We start from the raw sequence: 19,974 nt of genomic DNA, 5'->3' as shown, positions 1-19,974 counted from the left end.
AGCGGTCCAAAGACAAATTGGATTGGTACTGTTGTTCGAGGTAGGATTTCACTTGGCAATTATTCTAGGGGAGTAAGAAATGGACCATTTTACCGGTGGTTGTCTGTGTGGAGATGTTCGGTTCGCCGCTTCCGGACGCCCCTACCGCGTAGGCGTCTGTCACTGCCTCGATTGTCGCAAGCAACATGGAGCACTGTTTCATGCTTCGGCAATTTTTCCCGAGGCTGCGGTTACCATTCATGGCGAGACGCGCGATTATGAAGGACGGTTTTTCTGCGCGCGCTGTGGCTCGTCTGTCTTTTCCCGTTCGGATGATGAAGTTGAGATCAATCTTGGCTCACTCGATGCTATCGATTTGTTGACGCCGACCTATGAGCTCTGGACCATTCGGCGTGAGTCCTGGCTGCCGCCATTTCCACTTAAAAGACATTATGAACGTGATCGCACTGGCGCGACTCGGAACGAAGACTAGATCGGGCGATCTGAACAACAGGTCAATCGCGCACTTTTTCCTGTCTGTTTTGCACTGGAATGCCTTTATTTTAGGCGCGACTGGCCGCGCGGCGATGATGAAATTGGAATGATTATCCAAATACGACGCGAATCGGCCAGTTTTCGTCGAATTGGCTTTTTTCCATGAGCTTTGAGTGCTAAGTCGCTCTCGCGATAAATGCCGACAAATTCCCAGAGTTCAATTCATCCGCATGCCCCCAAATATCGCAGTGACGACATTGGCAGATTGATTTATGTCGCTGAGCGAACATTGAGCCAGAGCCTGAAAGCCCCAACCATGACTGCACGTCTTTCATTCGCGCGTGAGCGTATCAACGTTCTTCTTCTCGAAGGCATCAACCAGTCCGCCGTCGATTATTTCAAATCGTCTGGCTACACGAACGTCGTTCATTTGCCGAAAGCGCTGGACAAGGCTGAGCTGATTGAGGCGATTTCTTCGGCTCATATCGTGGGTATTCGTTCACGCACACAGCTCACTGACGAAGTGTTTGAAGCAGCACAGCGCCTGATTGCGGTCGGTTGCTACTCGGTCGGCACAAATCAGGTGGATCTGAAGGCTGCTCGCAAGCGCGGCATTCCCGTTTTCAATGCACCGTTCTCCAATACGCGCTCTGTGGCTGAGCTGGTGATTGGTGAAATCATCATGCTGATGCGCCGTATTTTCCCACGTTCCAACGCGGCCCATACGGGCGGCTGGGACAAGAGCGCGGTTGGCAGCCGCGAAGTGCGTGGCAAAACGCTGGGTATCGTCGGCTATGGCAATATCGGTTCGCAGGTCGGCAATCTGGCTGAAAGCCTCGGCATGACGGTCCGCTATTTCGACATGACCGACAAGCTGCAATACGGTAATGTTATTCCGACTGAAACGCTCGACGAATTGCTCGAAATTTCGGATGTGATCAGCCTGCATGTGCCGTCGAACAAGTCGACGGCCAAGATGATCACCGAAGCCAAGCTGCGCAAGATGAAGAAGGGCGCCTTCTTCATCAACAATGCGCGCGGTTCTGTGGTCGATCTGGAAGCGCTGGCCAAGGTTCTGAAAGAAGGCCATCTCGCCGGTGCGGCAATTGACGTGTTTCCCGTTGAGCCTGCTTCTAACAAGGACCCGTTTGTTTCGCCATTGCAGGGGCTGGAGAATGTCATTCTCACCCCGCATATCGGCGGCTCGACCGAAGAAGCGCAGGAACGCATTGGTTTGGAAGTCACCCGTAAGCTGGTGGAATATTCCGATGTTGGCTCGACGCTGGGTGCGGTTAACTTCCCGCAGGTGCAGCTGCCTGCGCGTCCGAATGGCACGCGTTTCATGCATGTGCATGAAAACCGCCCAGGCATTCTCAACAGTCTCGTGAATATTTTCTCCTCACATAACATCAACATCGTCAGCCAGTTTCTGCAGACCGATGGTGAAGTCGGCTATGTGGTGATTGAAGGTGACGCGATGGAAGAACATGCCGAAGACGTTCTTCAGGCAATGCGCGAAATTCCGGGTACGGTCCGCACGCGCCTCCTTTATTGATAAAGCAGCATGCCATTTGAAGGCCCGCGCAGCATTCGCCGCGCGGGCCTTTGCATTTCAATATCGCAACGTAATAAGCGGTATTGTTCCTGTATTTTTGAGCAGTTTTGTTGCGCTTCTCCTCGAGAAATCATTGACTCTTTTTTCAAAGGGCTTAAAAGCGCAATCGGAAAAGGAGACAATCTCGTGAACGCTTCTCGCGCATCACATAGCCTGTGTGAACTGAATGGCCTCATCGCCATCGGTGCCCTCATGGCATCCGTTTCCAAAACTACCACGGCCACTTGCATTAAAACGACCACCAAAAAGGTCTGACCCCTTGGCCTGCTCGCCCACTCTCCCCGGGTCCGGCCCAGGGAAAAGGCCCGCTGGTCGCGGGTTTTTATGGAAGCGGAGAGGACAGGAGAAGGTAAATGGGTTTTAAAGTTGCAGTCGTCGGCGCCACCGGAAATGTCGGTCGCGAAATGCTCAATATCCTCGAAGAACGTGGCTTTCCGGCTGATGAAGTCGTCGCTCTCGCTTCGCGTCGCAGCCAGGGTACGGAAGTGTCCTATGGCGACAAGACGCTGAAGGTGAAGGCGCTTGACCAGTACGACTTCTCCGATACCGACATTTGCCTCATGTCCGCTGGTGGAAATATTTCCAAGGAATGGTCGCCAAAGATTGGTGCGCAGGGCTGCGTCGTTATCGATAATTCCTCCGCATGGCGTTATGACTCCAATGTCCCGCTGATCGTTCCGGAAGTGAACCCTGACGCGATTGAAGGCTTCCGCAAGAAGAACATCATTGCCAATCCGAACTGCTCGACGGCACAGCTCGTGGTAGCTCTGAAGCCGTTGCATGATGCAGCCAAGATCAAGCGCGTTGTAGTCTCGACCTACCAGTCGGTTTCGGGCGCTGGCAAGGAAGGCATGGATGAGCTGTTCCAGCAATCGCGCGCTGTGTTCGTTGCTGATCCTGTGACAGCACAGAAGTTCACCAAGCGCATCGCATTCAATGTGATTCCGCATATCGATGTCTTCATGGAAGACGGCTACACCAAGGAAGAATGGAAGATGGTGGCCGAAACCAAGAAGATGCTCGATCCGAAGATCAAGCTCACCGCGACAGCCGTACGCGTTCCAGTGTTTATCGGACACTCGGAAGCGGTTAATATCGAGTTTGAAAACCCGATCAGCGCTGAAGAAGCCCGCGAAATTCTGCGTGATGCACCGGGCTGTCAGGTCGTCGATAAGCACGAAGATGGTGGTTACATCACGCCTTATGAATCGGCAGGCGAAGATGCAACTTACATCAGCCGTATCCGCGAAGACATCACCGTTGAAAACGGTCTTGCCATGTGGGTTGTTTCTGACAATCTGCGCAAGGGTGCTGCTCTCAACACGATCCAGATCGCAGAGCTGCTGGTCGCTCGTGGCCTGATCACGCCAAAGGCGCTTGCTGCTTAATTGATACTGCAGTTTAAAAAACAAAAGCGCCGGGAAACCGGCGCTTTTTTTGTTAGAGCGGTTCCAGCAAAAGTGCGAAGCGGTTTTGCGTCGGATAATGCGAAAAACAAAGAGATAGAGCATTTCCAATGACGCAAGAAAACAGGAAATGCTCTAGCGTGAAACACTGTCTGTAAGATTGCTGCGAATATCGAGCAATCGCGCACGCAAATCTTTCAGGTCGTCCAATGGCTGACCCAGCGCGCAGAAAATCTGTTCGGGGATACTTTCCGCAGCTTCGCGCAAGGCCTGTCCCTCATCAGTCAGTGTGATGCGCACCTGACGTTCATCCTGTGGGTCGCGGCGGCGCCTGATGCGGCCAGCCGTTTCAAGCCGCTTGAGGAGAGGGGTCAATGTGCCGGAATCAAGATTAAGCTTCCCACCGATCTCCGATACCGTCTGATCGTCTTTTTCCCAGAGGACCAGCATGACCAGAAATTGCGGATAGGTCAGGTCGAGCTTGCTCAGGATGGGCTGATAGGCACGCGTCAGCGCATTCGCGGTTGAATAGATCGCGAAGCAGACCATATCTGATAGGTGCAAGTGGGAGTCTTTGTGGTCGCTGTTCATGATCCACCTTCCTTACCGCGACTATAAGCTATGCACAATTGAATTGCGCGTCACATAATCGTGAAAAACGATTTTGCAAAATTAGATTGCGAACAATTTAATTATTTGCAACTCTGTTCGCGAAGATAAGTTCACAAACAGGAGAAGTCATATGTCCATTCTCTATACCACACAGTCTACCGCAACGGGCGGACGTACCGGCAGTGCCAAGACCGCTGACGGACGCCTCAGCGTCGTTCTTGATACGCCAAAGGAATTGGGCGGCTCGGGCGGTGAGGGCACCAATCCCGAACAGCTTTTCGCCTCCGGCTATGCAGCCTGCTTTCTTGGTGCACTGAAATTTGTGGCTTCCAAGGAGAAGGTTTCGATTTCAGCTGACAGCACTGTGACTGCGACGGTTGGCATCGGTCCGCGCGACGATGGCACGGGCTTTGGTCTTGATGTTGCCCTTGAAGTTGCTCTGCCGGGCGTGGACAAGGCCAAGGCCGAAGAGCTGGTCAATGCAGCACACATCGTCTGCCCTTATTCGCACGCAACCCGCGGCAATATCGATGTCCGTTTGAGCGTGGCTTGATCCCAAGAATATAAAAGGCGCCCTTTTCGGGCGCCTTTTTGGTTTTATGGCATCCTGCATATTTTCAGCAGAAAGTGACTTCGATGGGAATTTTGCCCAACATGGATGAGCTGCGTTCTACCTGTGCGAGAATGGAGCAACGATATCTTTTGAACCCATCAGTCGAAACATCTTATCGCCGGGTTAGCGAACGTTTTGCTGCTGATCTGGCAGATGAACGAGACATATTGCTCAGTCGTTGTGCAGCTCTCATGACTATCAAATTTCTGATCGAAGAGAGAGCGCTTTGATTTTGGCGAGTGCATTTTCCACTTGCCCATGTATCTCTGCAGCTAATGGCAGAATGGGTCGTGGCGGCTCGATCTTTGCAAGGCCCAGAAGGTCAGCAATCACATACATGACGCGGAAGCTGCCGAAGGTCTTAAACAGCTCCCATAGTGGTTCAAATGCTGCATTGATGCGTTCGGATTCAGCCTGATTGCCGCTTTGTGCGGTGCGGACCAATGCTACTGACTGCGCCGGCAGAAGGCCCGCAGCGACACTGTAGAAAGCGTCAGCGCCTGCGAGTAGTGCATCCTTTGCGCCCCAATCACCACTATAACCGATGGCAAAGTCATCGGGTGTTGCAGAGCGTAGTTTTGTGATTTCTGCCGCATAGCCGTCATCGGCTGGCAGAGGCATTTTGATTGCTTTGATGTTTTTGACAGCCCCTAGTCGTGCAATCAGTTCATCACTGAAAATGAATCGGGTGGTGCCGGGATTATTATAGATACACAGCGGCAAGTCAGTGGCTTCTGCAACCGCTTTGAAGTGCTGAAAGCCTTCTTCCTGCGTTAGCGGCGTATAGGAGACGGGGGCAAGCAGCAGCGCATCAGCACCGGCATCCGCAGCATCGCGCGCAAGCGCACTCGCCTCATCGGTGCGCAATGCACCCACGCCAACGATGATCGGCGTTTTCCCGCCAATGCATTTAACGGCTGTCTTCACTGTATGCCGACGCTGTTCACGCGTGAGAAAGGCATAGCCGCCGGTGCTTCCCAGAAGACCGATTGAATCCGCGCCCGCCTCGTGAATGCGCTCAAGGAAACGGCACAGCGCCTCCTCCATGAGATTACCGGTTGCGTCGATTGGTGTGAGCGGGAAAGCGGAGAGGCCTTTGAAAATCTTCATTGCGGTACTCGTTTCTCAAACAGTTTCAGCGTGACAGAAGCAGACGGATACCGGCAAGACCAAAGACTGCAGCCAGTACACCTTCGATCCAGCGACGGGCGCCGCGATATAAACGGACCATGGGCGCCGTTGAAAACACAATCGCATAGCCGCAGAAAATAGTGACGCTAAGCACTATGCAACCACCCAGAAACGCAGCCGAGTGAGACCATGATGAGTTGGTGCCGAGGCCCAGTGTCACCAAAGCAATCCAGGACAGAATGGATTTGGGATTGGAGAGATGCATCAATAATCCACGCCGGTAAAGTTCACCGCCTGAGAGAAATGCGTCGCCATTTGGCGCTCGGGCTGCGATTTTCGCATCTGACGTCATGGCGGCGCGTCCGGCCTTGAAGGCCAGATACAGCAGATAAAGACCACCGAAGATTTTAAGGATAATCAGTGCTTCTGCAAAGCGTGTGAGGATGGCCGAGACACCGGTTGCGGCCATCAAGCCCCAGAAGATCGAGCCAGTAACAACACCGGCAGCGAATATAAGCCCCGCCTTTCGACCCTGATGCATGGCGACGCCCATGATGCGCATATTGCTCGGGCCGGGGCTTCCGGCAGCAATAACATATGTCGTGTAAACGAGAAGAAGCTGGTAGGCGGCCGGAGAAAGGCTCATGATCATCACTCAGATTGCACTGAGGGAATTCATAGCATTCTCCACATTCAATATCTGTATGCGATTGTATCGAAATCTACTGGAAAAATACCGAAATTGTCACTGTTTTGATCAGAAATGACAAATTTGTGCAACACAACGCCAATGTGTTGTTCTAATCAGCATGCGCTTCCAGAGCTTCCATATCATCATCAGAAAGGCCAAAATGGTGGCCGATTTCATGGATGAGGACATGGGTGATGATGTCGCCAAGCGTTTCTTCATTCTCTGACCAATAGTCGAGAATCGCCCGGCGAAAAAGTGTGATGCGGTTGGGAGTGTCGCCGGTTTGAAGGCTGAAACGCTCGCCAATACCCACACCTTCAAACAGGCCAAGAAGATCGAAAGGCGTTTCGAGGCCCATATCTTCGACGATCTGCTCTTCGGGAAAGTCTGCGATCTGAATGATGATGTCGCCGCAAAGCGCACGAAATTCCTGCGGGAGATGCGCTAACGCTTCAATCGCAATGGATTCGACTTCATCAAGCGAAGGCGAGAGACGTCCCGCCCAGTCGCCGCTTTGATCTTCTCGGGCCATTTCAGCCAATCGGGTCCTATTCAATGATTGAGGCCGCCGGACTTTCTGGCAATGAGTTTGTAAATACTGAAAGCCATTATGCCCAAGGACGCTGTTGAGCGTTCTTTGCCTCGAATGTGTCGATGTTCGTTACCTTTTCCATGGTCAGTCCGATGTCATCGAGACCATTGAGCAGGCAATGACGCTTAAAATCGTCAAGGTCGAAGGAGATTGTGCCGCCATCTGGGCCATGAATTTCCTTGGCTTCAAGATCGACGGTCAGTGTTGCATTGGCGCCACGCGAAGCATCGTCCATCAGCTTGTCGAGATCTTCCTGACTGACTTTGATCGGCAAGATGCCGTTCTTGAAGCAGTTGTTGTAGAAGATATCAGCGAATGAGGTCGAGATCACGCAACGGATGCCGAAATCCAGCAGCGCCCAAGGCGCATGTTCGCGCGAAGAGCCGCAACCAAAATTATCGCCAGCAACCAGAATTTGTGCATTGCGATAGCCAGGCTTGTTGAGCACGAAATCCGGATTTTCGGTTCCGTCTTCGTTGAAGCGCATCTCGGCAAAAAGCCCCTTGCTCAGACCCGTACGCTTGATCGTCTTCAGATAATCCTTGGGGATAATCATGTCCGTATCGATATTGACGATCGGCAGGGGGGCCGCGACGCCCGTGAGCTTGGTGAACTTGTCCATGTTCCTGACCTGTCGGTTGGGTATTTTAAATTTGCTGTCTGATTTACATCAGCATCGCAGAGAGTCAATGTTTCAGGCCACAAGTGCCCAATAGGTCGCAACCTTTGAGCTTATTATTGTACTTCCGGCCCATTTTTAAGGCAGGCCGGAAGTGCTTGGTTGCGCTCGACGCATGAATATGTCTGAAATTCACCAGAATATTTTAGAATCATGCGCCGAAGTTCTTTCAGGCGAAATTATTGCACGCTGAGTGCAATCCCACCGGCTTCACTGCCGGTCAACCTGCGAGACTTTCCATCCGCCCCGACAACGACCGTAAAGCGCCTGCGCAGCATCGAGAGGTTTGGTGAGACTGCGACATTGATCGCTGGATCGAACTGCAGCGTAATCCGCCAGAGATCGGGCTTGATGGTTTCCTCGACACCGATGATGCGTGCGTCGAAAGCGGTTGTATGGAACATGCCTGAAACGCGCTGGCTGACACGATAAGGCGCAGCATTATCTTCAACGCGTGCGGCTTCAGCTTTTACGTCCTGAGCGGCAAGCGTGTTCCAGTCACGCGTCCCGGACTGGCGGGCAACGAGGTCAAGCGCCTTTCCGTGGCTGATGTTGATGCCTTCTTCACCCAAAGCCTGCCGCAAACGGCGAGCCTGGTGTTTGAAATCAGTCGTATTGTGCCCAGCAAGGATGGCTGTGGTCATGGTTTCGCTCCTGAATGTGAGCAGCATTTTCGTAAACGGGTGCTCGCATTGCCGTTTCTGCCGTCACCGGAACAGGAACGTGAATTCAGAATGCTTTACCATGGCCATAAGGCTGCGAGCGGCGGGTGCATTCCAACCGAAGGCTGGAAAATAAGCAGGCATAAGGCAGATTTCAAGTCTTATGAATGGGAGGTGTTGCAACACCTCACTTCTATCAACTTTCGCTCCCGAAAGATCAATTATGCTGACAGCACGGAAATATTATATGTGCTTGACCGGATCGCCTAAATAATCAAAGTCTTATCTACGTTTTTATGTCTTACGATAAGCAGCGATGGGTGGAATATGCTTCGAATTTTTCTCTTGGGATTGACAGTTGCAGTGATGAGTTTGCCAGCTTCTGCGGAAAACAAGCCTGACTTCAATCCGCATGAAGGACTTTTTACAAGCAATAAAGGCATGGAACTTAAGGCTGATGTGACGCACAAAAGTGGCGATCAATATGCCGTATCTCTGTCTACAAGCGTCCCGATGGTCGATAATCAGCCAGGCTGTGGTGGCGGCGTCTCCGGTGATGTCACCATCAAAGACAAAAAGGCGACATTCAAAATCCAGAGTGAAGGTTTTGATCCGCAAGAAGCGGAGTCCGACCGGAACCCTCGCTATTGCGAAATCAAGATGAATTTCGTTGGTGACTACAAGCTTGAGATCGAAGAGGTCGGCGGATGCACCTATTACCACGGCGCATCATGTGAGTTCACAGGAACGCTGGAACACGAAGCAAGCGGCATTTAAAAACTTTGTGTGGCGAGTGCTTGTCTGCTGATGCGGATCGGTGCACAAATTGCGCATGAAAACAATTGCTCGCCCACGTCGTTCTGTATTGTTCCTACCCGCATCCAATAGTCGGGCGCTCGAAAAGTCACTGACGCTTGCAGCAGATTGCGTGATCTACGATCTGGAAGATTCCGTAGCACCCGAGACAAAAAATGCAGCGCGTGACGCGCTGTCTGCACATTTTGCCGAGCATCCGAAAGTTGGTTTTGAACGCATTGTGCGGGTGAATGCAGCTGATACCGTGTGGGGCAAGGCTGACGTGACTGCCGTGGCTAAAATCGGGGCTGATGCTGTGCTTCTGCCGAAGGTGGAACGACCGCAGGATGTTATCGATACGGCGAACCGGCTTGATCGCAACGATGCAGATCTCGACGTGCGTGTATGGGCAATGATCGAGACCCCGCGTGGCATTCTCAATGCCGATGAAATTGCAGTTCTCGGACATCGTTCTGCAGCACGGCTTGGCTGCTTTGTGGTTGGACCAAACGATATTGCGCGGGCAACAGGCGTCCGACCGCAAGCCGGGCGACCCTATTTGATCCCATGGCTTATGCAGATCATTCTCGCTGCGCGCGCTGGTGGTATCGATGTGCTGGACGGCGTTTATAACGACTTTCGCGACAGCGTTGGGCATGAAGCCGAGTGCATGCAGGCGGCTCTGATGGGGTTCGATGGCAAGACGCTCATTCATCCTTCGCAAATTGCGGCGGCCAACCGTGCCTTTTCGCCCTCAGACGAAGATGTGGCTCATGCCCGTGCGGTGATTTCGGCCTTCGCCCAACCCGAGAATGCGGGCAAGGGCGTGGTGTCGCTTGATGGCCAGATGGTCGAACGTCTGCATCTCGAAATGGCTGAGCGCCTGCTCGCGAAATCCAACTCATAATCATAACAAAGGAAGAAAGACTATGAAGCTCTACCGTTTCATCACTGGCCCGGACGATTCCGCATTCTGTCACCGTGTTACTGCAGCTTTAAACAAGGGCTGGCAGCTTTACGGCTCCCCGACCTATGCATTCAACGCGGCAACCGGCGTTCTGCATTGCGGCCAGCCAGTGGTGAAGGAAGTTGATGGTGTCGACTATACGCCGGACATCAAACTCGGCGAATATTGATGGCCGTCCGCCGCATCGTATCCAATATAGCCGCCGATAATCTGTCGGCCGCGAAGCGTTTCTATGGTGACGTGCTGGAACTCGATGTGGTGATGGACCACGGCTGGATCGTGACCTATGCCGCTGATGCGGACGCGCGGGTGCAGATCAGTTTTGCCACCGAAGGCGGATCGGGCACGCCAGTGCCCGATCTTTCCATCGAGGTCGATGATGTTGATGCAGTGCTTGAGCGGATGACTGCTGCTGGCTTTGCTGTCGAATATGGACCGAGTGATGAAGAATGGGGCGTGCGCCGTTTCTTTGTGCGTGATCCCTATGGACGTCTTGTGAATATTCTCAGTCACAAGAACTGAAAAGGCCGGTTTCCCGGCCTTTTCATTTTTTAGTTTAACCCACGCTTTTCAATCATCGCATCCGGCGTCGGCATCTTGCCGCGGAAGGCTTTGTAAAGCTCTTCCGGATCACGGCTGCCACCGGCAGAATAGATATATTGCTTGAGCTTTGCTGCGAGTTCCGGGTTGAAGGCATCGCCGGTTTCTTCAAATGCCGAGAATGCATCGGCATCCAGCACTTCCGACCACATGTAGGAATAGTAGCCGGCTGAGTAGCCATCGCCGGAGAAGACGTGGGTGAAATGTGGCGTGCGGTGACGCATAATGATGGCATCAGGCATCGACAGTTTTTTGAGTGTTGCCGCCTCAAAAGCCAATGGGTCGGCAATCTTTTCCTTGCCCGTATGAAAAGCCATATCGACAAGTGCCGACGAGGTGAATTCGACCGTGTTGAACCCTGCATTGAACGAGCGGGCCGCGAGCACCTTGTCGAGCAGCGCCTTTGGCATCGCTTCGCCCGTGCGATAATGCACAGCGTATTTTTCCAAAACGGCTGGCACGGTCAGCCAATGCTCATAGAGCTGCGATGGCAGTTCGACAAAGTCGCGCGAAACGGCGGTGCCGGAAACTGCTGGCCAAGTCACATCCGAAAGAAGCCCATGTAGCGCATGGCCGAACTCATGGAACAATGTGCGCGCGTCGTCCAGCGAAAGCAGCGCTGGTTCACCGGCCTTGGGTTTTGCAAAATTCATCACATTGTAGATGATCGGCTTTTGCCCGGCATCGAGCTTATGGCTTGATTGCAATGCGCTCATCCATGCACCGGAGCGCTTGGAGGTGCGGGCGAAATAGTCGCCGAGGAAAAGACCGCGTTCGCTGCCATCGGCATTCAGGACCTGAAACACCCTTACGTCCGGATGCCATGTGGTGATGCCTTTCTTCTCCTCGAAACGGATGCCGAAAAGACGGGTCGCCACATCGAAACTTGCTTCAATGATTTTTTCGAGCTGCAGATAAGGTTTCAATTCCGCTTCATCGAACGCGAAACGTTCAGCACGAAGTTTTTCCGCATAAAAGCGCCAGTCCCACGGCGCAACCTTGTGGTTACCACCATTGGCCACAATCAGCCGTTCAAGTTCGTTTTCTTCTTCATGCGCTTTGGCGCGGGCCTTGTCCCAGACAGGCTCGAGCAGATCCATAACGGCTTTCGGCGTTTTGGCCATGGTGTCGTCGAGCTTGTAGGCCGCGAAATTGGCGTAACCGAGCAGATGCGCCTTGCGCTCACGCAGTTCCACCATCTCGCGCACAATCTCGCGATTGTCGGTCTCGCCGCCGTTTTCGCCGCGCTTGCCCCATGCGTTAAAGGCCTGTTCGCGCAATTCGCGGTTTTCCGAGAACGAAAGGAACGGCTCGACAATCGAACGGGAAAGTGTGACCGCCCATGCATCGGGCTGACCACGTTCAGCGGCGGCACTCTGCATCGCATTTTTGAGGAAATCTGGAAGGCCTGCGAGGTCGGCTTCATCGGTGATGAAAAGCGCCCAACTTGATTCATCCTTCAGCACGTTCTGGCCGAAGCGCGCACCAAGCCCGGCAAGCTTTTCATTGATGCCCGCCAGTTCCTTCTTGCCAGCTTCATCAAGCCTGGCACCGGAACGAACAAACCCTTTCCAGGTCTTTTCCAGCACACGCTTGGTTTCTATATCCAGATCAAGATGGTCGCGATTTTCATAAAGCGCATCGATGCGCGCAAACAGTGCCGGGTCCATCATGATGCGAGAATAATGGCGCGACATTTTCGGAGCGATTTCGCGCTCAAGTGCCTGAATATCGTCATTGCTGTGCGCGCCAGCGCGCATCCAGAAAATCGAAGATACGCGGTCGAGGGATTTACCGGTTAGCTGCAGAGCCTTGAGCGTATTTTCAATAGTCGGCTCAGTGGTTTCACCGGCAATGGCTTCCACCTCGGCAAGATCTTCCGCAAGTGCCGCATCAAAAGCGGGTGCGAAATCATCATCCTTGAATGCGGCGAAATCCGGCAGCCCCAGAGGTCCATTCCATTCGGTCAGTGCGTGATTGTAGGTGGGCTTGGCGGACATGAGAAAACTCCGGATCAAATGAATTCGATATGCACCAGACTTAGGAGTTCAGTGTCGTTGGGGCAAGGGTATTTCCCAAGCTTTCGGTCTGCGGATGAGCCTTTGCTTGACCCTTTTCCATACAGACAATAGGGATGAAAGACAGCTTGCTTGCATAAAAATGTGGGCACTTCTTTTCTCAAAGATTAGGCCTCTGGTTGCGGGTTTTTCCGCCGCTGTCGGGCAGAGAGTGATTGTTGCAATCCATGAATGTGGCGCCTGATCATCGCACTGCCCAGGATGCGAAGCCCGTGATGAGCGAGTTGCGGGTTGGTGTTATTGGTGGTCTTCTGGCCGCATTGGGCCTCATGTCGATGGCACTCTATACGCCAGCCATGACCGAGATTGTTCATGCCTTTGGTACGACCGAAGCAATGGTCAAGCTCACCATATCGGTCTATCTCGCGGGTTTCTGCCTTTCGCAGCTTGTCTGCGGGCCGTTGTCGGACGGTTTTGGGCGCAGGCCGATCACGATTGCCTTCATGGTGATTTACCTTGCTGCCAGCATCCTCGCTCTATTCGCCACGACCATCGACATGCTTTTGGTCGCACGGTTTTTGCAAGGCGTGGGAGCGGCTGTAGGGGTTACGATTTCACGCGCAATCGTGCGTGATCTTTTCACCCATGAGGCATCGGCCCGTGTGATGAACCTCATCGGCATTGTCATTGCGGTGGGGCCTGCTGTCGCGCCGACATTGGGCGGTCTCACCATGGAGCTCTTCGGCTGGCAGGCGATTTTCATCGTCATGGTCTGCCTGGGCATTCTGGTTGTCCTGATGGCGATCTTCATCATCAAGGAAACGGTCACGCGTGATCTTAGCCGGATTCGACCGAAGGAACTGCTACGCTCTTACTGCACATTACTAACCAGCCGCCAATTCATCTATGCGAGCCTTGGGGTCGGTGGCACGACTGGCGGGCTATACACGGCGGCGACCATTCTGCCCTTCATTCTGATGGGGCGCGTGGGTATGACGGCCACACAATTCGGCATGGGACTGCTTTTGCAGACGAGCTGCTATTTTGCTGGCAGCCTGCTGTTTCGGCGGTTGATGAAGCCCTATAGTCCCCGCCAGCTGGCCGCGGCCGGATATGTCGCCATGGTCATTGCCAGTATTCTTATCGCAACGCTGCTGCGCATTTTCGAGCCATCCTATTTGCTCGTGATGTTGCCGATGACACTCTTTGCTTTCGGCGTTGCTCTGGTGATGCCGGTGATGACATCAGCGGGCATGGCACCGTTCCCCAAGATGGCGGGTGCCGCGTCCGCCATGATGGGTTTCTTTCAAATGGGTGGCGGGCTTGCGGGCGGTGCAATCGCAGCTCTTATGGGTGATCCGGTCATTGCTTTTGCAACGCTGATCCCGGCGCTTGGCTTCATTGCCGCGATTGCTTTTCTGCTGTGGTTGCGTTTGCAGCAGACAAGTTAAAACCAAATATGAAAAAGCTTTCATCATCGTTCGCCGGGGCTTGACTTTGAGGGCCGTCGGGGGCACATCACGCTCGCAGCCGCATTTTATCTGGCTGCATTTCAACCGGAGCTTTATTCTCTTATGCCAAGCGACAGTCACAGTCGATTGTTTCAGCCGTCAAGGCAGTTCGTGATCTGATCGCTTGAGGTCGGCTTGCACGGTCTGTCTTTGACGGCGGATCGACAGAAAGGCAAGCCCATGACCGGCCTTAAGCCCGACAACAACTTCGTCTCTGAAGTGCTCAATGTTGCCGACCTCCCTGCTGCAGCAATTGCCAGCCGCCTCGCCGATATTCGTACGGGCGACGCGGTCGAGATCGTCAATGAGCTGGATGCCGATGACGCAGTAGCCGTTATCGCCCAGCTTTCGCACGAAGATGCCATCCGCCTGCTTGATCAGCCGGAGCTTGAACGTGCAACCGAAATTCTGGCCATCCTTCCTCCAAACACTGCCAGTTTGTTGCTTGATGGTATGTCCGCTGACCGTGCTACCGACGTCTTTCAGGAACTGGAAGATGCCGATCGCGCGCGTCTGTTTCCCATTCTTGCGCCTGAAACCAAGGCTGCATTGAAGAAGCTCATGGGCTATCCGCCGAACACGGCTGGTAGCTTGATGACCATCGAATTCATCACTGTGCCTTCCAATTGGAATGTCGGGCAGACGCTCGACCATATCCGCAAGGTCGAGCGCACGCGTGAGACTGTCTACGCAATCTATGTGGTTGATCCACAAAGCCGTGTTTTGCTGGGTGTTGTCAGCTTGCGCCGTCTGATCATTCGTGAGTTGGACGAGCCGATCCTGTCACTTGCCCGCGATGATGATCCGATCACGATCTCGCCACATGCGGATCGCGAGGATGTCGCGCGTCTGTTCCGTAAGCACGACTTGTTGGCCGTTCCTGTCGTTGATGACAGCCGCCACATCATCGGCATTGTTACCGTCGATGATGTGCTGGATGCCATGACAGAAGAAGCCAGTGAAGACGCCTACCGCTTCGGTGGTATGGAGGCGCTCGACAAGCCTTATATGCGTATCGGCTTTGGTGAGATGCTCAAGAAACGTGCTGGCTGGCTGGGTATCCTGTTTCTGGGCGAAATGCTGACGGCAAGTGCCATGCAGCATTTTGAACTTGAACTGGAAAAAGCGCTCGTGCTGACGCTGTTCATTCCGCTTATCATGTCTTCGGGCGGCAATTCCGGTTCGCAGGCAACGTCGCTGATCATCCGCGCGCTTGCACTTCAGGAAGTCAGGCTGAAAGACTGGTGGCGGGTTGCGATGCGCGAAGTGCCGACTGGTCTGGCACTGGGCAGCTTTTTGGGTCTGATTGGCATGGTGCGAATTGCGCTGTGGCAGAAGCTCGGTATTTACGATTACGGCGAGCACTGGATTCTGGTGGGTGCAACGGTCGGGATGGCGCTGGTCTGTATTGTGACATTCGGCTCGGTAACGGGTTCGATGCTGCCGTTCATTCTCAAACGGCTTGGCTTTGATCCGGCTAGTGCATCAGCACCTTTTGTTGCCACTTTGGTCGACGTGACGGGCCTTGTGATCTACTTCAGTGTTGCGCTGATAATTTTGTCGGGAACGCTTTTATAGGTCCTGGCGACAAAAAACTGTCAGAATGGCAGTGTAAAAAAGCAATTAAATCCGGGCTTTTCGGGTTAATTGAGGGGCAGTTTCGCACTGCCCCTTTCTAAAACGCAAAAAAACCTGTAAGAGCGCCCCATTGATTTTCCGTGCATCCATCTTGGCGCGGCTCCCAACTCATATAGAAGTGATCTCCATATGGAATTGCGTAATATCGCTATTATCGCACACGTCGATCATGGCAAAACAACACTGGTCGACGAACTCCTGAAGCAGTCGGGCTCGTTCCGCGAGAACCAGCGCGTTGCAGAACGCATGATGGACTCCAACGATATCGAAAAGGAACGCGGGATCACCATTCTCGCGAAAGCCACTTCGGTTGTCTGGAAGAACACCCGCATCAACATCGTCGATACACCCGGCCACGCCGACTTCGGCGGCGAAGTTGAGCGTATCCTTTCGATGGTGGACGGCGCTATCGTTCTCGTTGATGCTGCTGAAGGTCCAATGCCACAGACGAAGTTCGTTGTTGGCAAGGCGCTGAAAGTCGGCCTGCGTCCGATCGTTGCGATCAACAAGATCGACCGTCCGGATGGCCGTCATGAAGAAGTCATCAACGAAGTGTTCGACCTTTTCGCCAATCTCGACGCAACCGACGAACAGCTCGACTTCCCGATCCTTTACGGTTCGGGCCGTAACGGCTGGATGGCACTTGGACCGGATGGTCCGAAGGACGAAGGTCTGGCTCCGCTGTTCGACCTCGTGCTGAAGCATGTGCCTGCGCCAAAGGTCGCCGAAGGTCCGTTCCGCATGATCGGTACGATCCTTGAAGCCGATCCATTCCTGGGCCGCATCATCACCGGTCGCATTCATTCGGGTTCGATCAAGTCCAACCAGGCCGTCAAGGTTCTCGGTCAGGATGGTTCGCTGCTCGAAACCGGCCGTATCTCGAAGATCCTTGCATTCCGCGGCATCGAGCGTCAGGCTATTGACGAAGCCCATGCAGGCGACATCGTCGCTATTGCCGGTCTTTCCAAGGGCACCGTTGCCGACACCTTCTGCGATCCTTCGGTAAGCGTTCCGCTTGAAGCACAGCCAATCGATCCGCCGACCGTGACCATGTCCTTCATCGTCAATGACAGCCCTTATGCTGGCACCGAAGGCGACAAGGTGACGAGCCGCGTTATTCGTGACCGTCTCTTCAAGGAAGCGGAAGGCAACGTTGCGCTCAAGATCGAAGAATCGAACGAAAAAGACTCTTTCTTCGTTTCCGGTCGCGGCGAATTGCAGCTCGCAGTTCTGATCGAAAACATGCGCCGTGAAGGCTTCGAACTTGGCGTCTCGCGTCCACGTGTCGTCATGAAGGAAGGCGAGAACGGCGAAATGCTGGAGCCTGTGGAAGAAGTCGTTATCGACGTCGATGAAGAATATTCCGGCACCGTCGTCCAGAAGATGTCCGAACGCAAGGCCGAAATGGTCGAGCTGCGTCCTTCGGGCGGCAACCGCGTTCGTATGGTGTTCTACGCACCGACCCGTGGTCTGATCGGTTATCAGTCGGAACTTCTGACAGATACACGCGGTACGGCGATTATGAACCGCCTGTTCCACGATTATCAGCCATACAAGGGTGAAATCGCTGGCCGTAACAATGGTGTTCTGATTTCCAACGATCAGGGTGAAGCTGTTGCTTACGCGCTCTTCAATCTTGAAGATCGCGGTCCGATGATCATCGATGCTGGTGTCAAGGTCTATCAGGGTATGCTGATCGGCATTCACAGCCGTGACAATGACCTTGAAGTCAACGTGCTTAAGGGCAAGAAGCTCACCAACATCCGCGCTGCCGGCAAGGATGAGGCTGTGAAGCTGACGCCTCCGATCCGCATGACGCTGGAACGCGCTCTGTCGTGGATTCAGGACGACGAACTGGTTGAAGTGACACCAAAGTCGATCCGTCTGCGCAAGCTCTACCTCGACCCGAATGAGCGTAAGCGCTTTGAAAAGAGCGGCAAGTCGAGCGTTGCTTGATCTGCTTTAATTTTATAAAAGAACGGCGCCTCTGGGCGCCGTTTTTGTTTTAAATACTAAATAGTATTATAGTTATTATAAGTGATAAATATTTTAGATAGACACAATATAAACATTGTATGATAATTTTATTTGCCTATTTATAATTTTTGTAGTTCTTTTTGATGGGTAAGGCAAAGTATTCCCCCATTTATAGGAATTACGACCCATGTGTTTAGCCTGCAATCCCGGACTGATGGCTGTATTTAAGCACACGACTTCACGACGCGACTTTCTTAAATACATGGGCGGTGCTGCTGCCGCGATCTTTGCCGCAACGGCGGTGGAACCAGCAATGGCCAAGGGCAATTTGTCGAGCGCCAATGCTCCGGCCGATATAATCTTCCGTCGCGGAACCATTCTCACGCTCAATGCTGAAAGACTGGGGGGCGAAACACCGAACGTCGAGGCAATCGCTGTGCGTGGAAACCGCATCCTTGCAGTCGGCACGACAGACCATGTCGACAAGTTTCGCGGCAAAGCCACACGTATCGTGGAACTGGATGGCAGAACGCTGATGCCGGGTCTGATCGATCCGCATATGCATTCAGTTTTTGTTGTTATGGATGACTGGATCGATGTCAGTCCGATCACTACGCCGACATTCGAACAGGTCTGGAACACGCTGCGCAATGGTGTCAGCAAGGCCAGTGAGGGCGAATGGGTGAGGGCCAAGCAATTTGATCCAAGCATCACCAAAGGCGCCCATATCCCGACCTTGGCAGAGCTGGATGAGCTGGCACCGAACAATCCATTTTTCATGATGGAGAGCAACGGCCACATCGCTTATGCCAATAGCAAGGCCTTTGCGCTGATAGGTATCACCGATACGACACCGAACCCTCCTGAGGCGCGCTACGTCAAAACACCCAACGGTCAATTGAGCGGCCGTCTTGAAGAGCCGCCTGCGTTCAATGCATTTATCGAGAAAATGCCATTGCCTACGGCGGCTGACGTTTCGACCAGTATCCGCCGCATGCTCGATAAGGCTGCGTCGGTTGGCTGCACATCCCTGCATGATTGCGGTGTAGGAATGATGGCGCCAGCGGAGCATCTGGCGTTGCTGGATCAGGTTATGTCGCAAAATCCGCCGATCCGCTATCGCGGCATGCTGGTCTCGACTGCATTGGATCAGTGGGAGAAAATGAATATCAAACCGGGACGTGGCAGCGATCTTTATCGCTATGATGGCATCAAGGCCTGGGCGGACGGTTCCAATCAGGCACGCACCGGCTATCAGCGTGAAAACTATCTCGGGACAAATGATCGTGGCGCGATGAACTATACGCTCGAACAGTTGACCGCTGCGGTCCGTCGCGCGCATCAGGGCGGCTGGCAGGTCGGTGTTCACGCTAATGGTGATGCGGCAATTGATGCAACGATTGAAGCCTACGAAGCAGTGCTGAAAGAAATGCCGCGTGACGATCACCGTCATCGCATTGAGCATTGCAGCATTTTTCATCAGGATCAGATGCAAAAGGCAAAAGAGCTCGGGCTGCAACCCTCCTTTCTCATCGGACATGTGCGGTGGTGGGGCAAAGCCTTCCGTGACGAAATTCTTGGACCTGATCGTGCGAAGTTCTACGACCCGTGTGCAACGGCGCTGGCTGAAGGCCTGCGTATTTCCTTCCACTCAGACTGGAATGTGACGCCGATTGAACCGCTGCGCTGTGTTGAGGATGCTGTCGCACGTGTCATGAATGACGGTGGTGACGTGTTCTTTCCCGATGAGCGTATCCCGGTGGAGCAGGCGCTGCGCGCCGTAACCATTGATGCAGCCTATCACTGCAGGATGGATGATATTGTCGGAAGTCTCGAAGAAGGCAAATGCGCTGATTTCGCGATTCTCGAAGAAGACCCGACGAAGGTTGAGCCGACGAAGATCAGCAAGATCAAGGTCAGTGAAACCTGGATGGATGGTCAGAAGCGCTATAGCGCCTGATTATAATAAAAAAGCGGCGGCAAACATGCCGCC

The 19,974-nt window shown here is 53.4% G+C and carries 19 protein-coding genes; 12 read left to right on the top strand and 7 right to left on the bottom strand.

Features of this window, described 5'->3' with window-relative positions; all coding sequences use genetic code 11:
* Positions 1-79 precede the first annotated feature (79 nt).
* The 3 genes from CEV33_RS05100 to CEV33_RS05090 all read left to right on the top strand — a co-directional run bounded on the left by CEV33_RS05100 (position 80) and on the right by CEV33_RS05090 (position 3,477).
* Complete coding sequence (locus CEV33_RS05100; protein ID WP_094539413.1) at positions 80-472, top strand: GFA family protein; 393 nt, start codon at positions 80-82, stop codon at positions 470-472.
* 318 nt (positions 473-790) lie between these two features.
* Positions 791-2,029 (top strand): phosphoglycerate dehydrogenase, encoded by a 1,239-nt coding sequence (gene serA / locus CEV33_RS05095; RefSeq protein WP_094539412.1) that lies wholly within the window; start codon positions 791-793, stop codon positions 2,027-2,029.
* Positions 2,030-2,442: 413 nt separating this feature from the next.
* Positions 2,443-3,477 carry an aspartate-semialdehyde dehydrogenase gene (locus CEV33_RS05090; RefSeq protein ID WP_094539411.1) on the top strand — a complete coding sequence of 345 codons (1,035 nt, stop codon included), beginning with the start codon at positions 2,443-2,445 and terminating at the stop codon, positions 3,475-3,477.
* Between the two features lie 153 nt (positions 3,478-3,630).
* On the opposite strand, the gene CEV33_RS05085 is transcribed toward CEV33_RS05090, so the two are convergent.
* Entirely contained in the window at positions 3,631-4,086 is a 456-nt protein-coding gene (locus CEV33_RS05085) for a MarR family winged helix-turn-helix transcriptional regulator (protein WP_094539410.1), read from the bottom strand.
* Between the two features lie 151 nt (positions 4,087-4,237).
* On the opposite strand from CEV33_RS05085, the gene CEV33_RS05080 reads away from it, so the two are divergent.
* A complete protein-coding gene (locus CEV33_RS05080) occupies positions 4,238-4,660 on the top strand; it encodes an organic hydroperoxide resistance protein (protein ID WP_024897622.1) in 423 nt (140 codons plus the stop codon).
* Between the two features lie 258 nt (positions 4,661-4,918).
* Here CEV33_RS05080 and CEV33_RS05070 read toward each other — a convergent pair whose 3' ends face one another.
* The 5 genes from CEV33_RS05070 to CEV33_RS05050 form a co-directional block, all read right to left on the bottom strand.
* A complete protein-coding gene (locus CEV33_RS05070) occupies positions 4,919-5,830 on the bottom strand; it encodes a dihydrodipicolinate synthase family protein (RefSeq protein WP_094539409.1) in 912 nt (303 codons plus the stop codon).
* Between the two features lie 25 nt (positions 5,831-5,855).
* Positions 5,856-6,497 (bottom strand): LysE family translocator, encoded by a 642-nt coding sequence (locus CEV33_RS05065; protein WP_024897624.1) that lies wholly within the window; start codon positions 6,495-6,497, stop codon positions 5,856-5,858.
* A gap of 154 nt (positions 6,498-6,651) precedes the next feature.
* On the bottom strand, positions 6,652-7,074 hold the full coding sequence (locus CEV33_RS05060) for a metallopeptidase family protein (protein WP_036567283.1): 423 nt from the start codon (positions 7,072-7,074) through the stop codon (positions 6,652-6,654).
* Positions 7,075-7,150: 76 nt separating this feature from the next.
* Positions 7,151-7,756 carry a 3-isopropylmalate dehydratase small subunit gene (gene leuD / locus CEV33_RS05055; RefSeq protein WP_024897626.1) on the bottom strand — a complete coding sequence of 202 codons (606 nt, stop codon included), beginning with the start codon at positions 7,754-7,756 and terminating at the stop codon, positions 7,151-7,153.
* 236 nt (positions 7,757-7,992) lie between these two features.
* Positions 7,993-8,457 (bottom strand): glyoxalase superfamily protein, encoded by a 465-nt coding sequence (locus tag CEV33_RS05050; RefSeq protein WP_094539545.1) that lies wholly within the window; start codon positions 8,455-8,457, stop codon positions 7,993-7,995.
* A gap of 384 nt (positions 8,458-8,841) precedes the next feature.
* On the opposite strand from CEV33_RS05050, the gene CEV33_RS05040 reads away from it, so the two are divergent.
* From CEV33_RS05040 to CEV33_RS05025, 4 genes are read left to right on the top strand one after another with little or no spacing between them, the layout of a single operon-like run.
* Positions 8,842-9,252: a hypothetical protein gene (locus CEV33_RS05040; protein ID WP_094539544.1), complete on the top strand. Its 411-nt coding sequence runs from the start codon at positions 8,842-8,844 to the stop codon at positions 9,250-9,252.
* Positions 9,253-9,292: 40 nt separating this feature from the next.
* On the top strand, positions 9,293-10,177 hold the full coding sequence (locus CEV33_RS05035; RefSeq protein ID WP_235818366.1) for an HpcH/HpaI aldolase/citrate lyase family protein: 885 nt from the start codon (positions 9,293-9,295) through the stop codon (positions 10,175-10,177).
* Between the two features lie 22 nt (positions 10,178-10,199).
* Entirely contained in the window at positions 10,200-10,406 is a 207-nt protein-coding gene (locus CEV33_RS05030) for a DUF1737 domain-containing protein (RefSeq protein ID WP_007877777.1), read from the top strand.
* Positions 10,406-10,759: a VOC family protein gene (locus CEV33_RS05025; RefSeq protein ID WP_094539406.1), complete on the top strand. Its 354-nt coding sequence runs from the start codon at positions 10,406-10,408 to the stop codon at positions 10,757-10,759. Before CEV33_RS05030 ends, CEV33_RS05025 begins: the two co-directional genes overlap by 1 nt.
* Before the next feature lie 29 nt (positions 10,760-10,788).
* Here the strand turns inward: CEV33_RS05025 and CEV33_RS05020 are convergent, their stop codons facing one another.
* Positions 10,789-12,837, bottom strand: a complete 2,049-nt coding sequence (locus CEV33_RS05020; protein WP_094539405.1) for a M3 family metallopeptidase — start codon at positions 12,835-12,837, stop codon at positions 10,789-10,791.
* A 245-nt stretch (positions 12,838-13,082) separates the two neighbouring features.
* Here CEV33_RS05020 and CEV33_RS05015 point away from each other — a divergent pair, with 245 nt between their 5' ends.
* From CEV33_RS05015 to CEV33_RS05000, 4 genes are all read left to right on the top strand, one after another.
* Entirely contained in the window at positions 13,083-14,306 is a 1,224-nt protein-coding gene (locus CEV33_RS05015; protein WP_094539404.1) for a multidrug effflux MFS transporter, read from the top strand.
* A 240-nt stretch (positions 14,307-14,546) separates the two neighbouring features.
* Positions 14,547-15,944, top strand: coding sequence for a magnesium transporter (mgtE, locus tag CEV33_RS05010; RefSeq protein WP_094539543.1), 1,398 nt, complete (start codon positions 14,547-14,549; stop codon positions 15,942-15,944).
* Between the two features lie 189 nt (positions 15,945-16,133).
* Complete coding sequence (typA, locus tag CEV33_RS05005) at positions 16,134-17,960, top strand: translational GTPase TypA (protein WP_094539403.1); 1,827 nt, start codon at positions 16,134-16,136, stop codon at positions 17,958-17,960.
* 208 nt (positions 17,961-18,168) lie between these two features.
* Positions 18,169-19,941: an amidohydrolase gene (locus CEV33_RS05000; protein WP_208620158.1), complete on the top strand. Its 1,773-nt coding sequence runs from the start codon at positions 18,169-18,171 to the stop codon at positions 19,939-19,941.
* Positions 19,942-19,974: the final 33 nt, after the last annotated feature.

The organism is Brucella grignonensis, from assembly GCF_002252505.1.
GTDB classification, from domain to species: Bacteria; Pseudomonadota; Alphaproteobacteria; order Rhizobiales; family Rhizobiaceae; genus Brucella; species Brucella grignonensis.
Note: the sequence above shows the minus strand (reverse complement) of the source record. Positions and strands in the feature narration are given on the sequence as shown.

Bases quoted from the DNA above. Each gene is read 5' to 3' on its own strand.
- CEV33_RS05100 (WP_094539413.1), top strand. From the start codon at position 80: ATGGACCATTTTACCGGTGGTTGTCTGTGTGGAGATGTTCGGTTCGCC.
- serA (WP_094539412.1), top strand. From the start codon at position 791: ATGACTGCACGTCTTTCATTCGCGCGTGAGCGTATCAACGTTCTTCTT.
- CEV33_RS05090 (WP_094539411.1), top strand. From the start codon at position 2,443: ATGGGTTTTAAAGTTGCAGTCGTCGGCGCCACCGGAAATGTCGGTCGC.
- CEV33_RS05085 (WP_094539410.1), bottom strand. From the start codon at position 4,086: ATGAACAGCGACCACAAAGACTCCCACTTGCACCTATCAGATATGGTC.
- CEV33_RS05080 (WP_024897622.1), top strand. From the start codon at position 4,238: ATGTCCATTCTCTATACCACACAGTCTACCGCAACGGGCGGACGTACC.
- CEV33_RS05070 (WP_094539409.1), bottom strand. From the start codon at position 5,830: ATGAAGATTTTCAAAGGCCTCTCCGCTTTCCCGCTCACACCAATCGAC.
- CEV33_RS05065 (WP_024897624.1), bottom strand. From the start codon at position 6,497: ATGAGCCTTTCTCCGGCCGCCTACCAGCTTCTTCTCGTTTACACGACA.
- CEV33_RS05060 (WP_036567283.1), bottom strand. From the start codon at position 7,074: ATGGCCCGAGAAGATCAAAGCGGCGACTGGGCGGGACGTCTCTCGCCT.
- leuD (WP_024897626.1), bottom strand. From the start codon at position 7,756: ATGGACAAGTTCACCAAGCTCACGGGCGTCGCGGCCCCCCTGCCGATC.
- CEV33_RS05050 (WP_094539545.1), bottom strand. From the start codon at position 8,457: ATGACCACAGCCATCCTTGCTGGGCACAATACGACTGATTTCAAACAC.
- CEV33_RS05040 (WP_094539544.1), top strand. From the start codon at position 8,842: ATGAGTTTGCCAGCTTCTGCGGAAAACAAGCCTGACTTCAATCCGCAT.
- CEV33_RS05030 (WP_007877777.1), top strand. From the start codon at position 10,200: ATGAAGCTCTACCGTTTCATCACTGGCCCGGACGATTCCGCATTCTGT.
- CEV33_RS05025 (WP_094539406.1), top strand. From the start codon at position 10,406: ATGGCCGTCCGCCGCATCGTATCCAATATAGCCGCCGATAATCTGTCG.
- CEV33_RS05020 (WP_094539405.1), bottom strand. From the start codon at position 12,837: ATGTCCGCCAAGCCCACCTACAATCACGCACTGACCGAATGGAATGGA.
- CEV33_RS05015 (WP_094539404.1), top strand. From the start codon at position 13,083: ATGAATGTGGCGCCTGATCATCGCACTGCCCAGGATGCGAAGCCCGTG.
- mgtE (WP_094539543.1), top strand. From the start codon at position 14,547: ATGACCGGCCTTAAGCCCGACAACAACTTCGTCTCTGAAGTGCTCAAT.
- typA (WP_094539403.1), top strand. From the start codon at position 16,134: ATGGAATTGCGTAATATCGCTATTATCGCACACGTCGATCATGGCAAA.
- CEV33_RS05000 (WP_208620158.1), top strand. From the start codon at position 18,169: ATGTGTTTAGCCTGCAATCCCGGACTGATGGCTGTATTTAAGCACACG.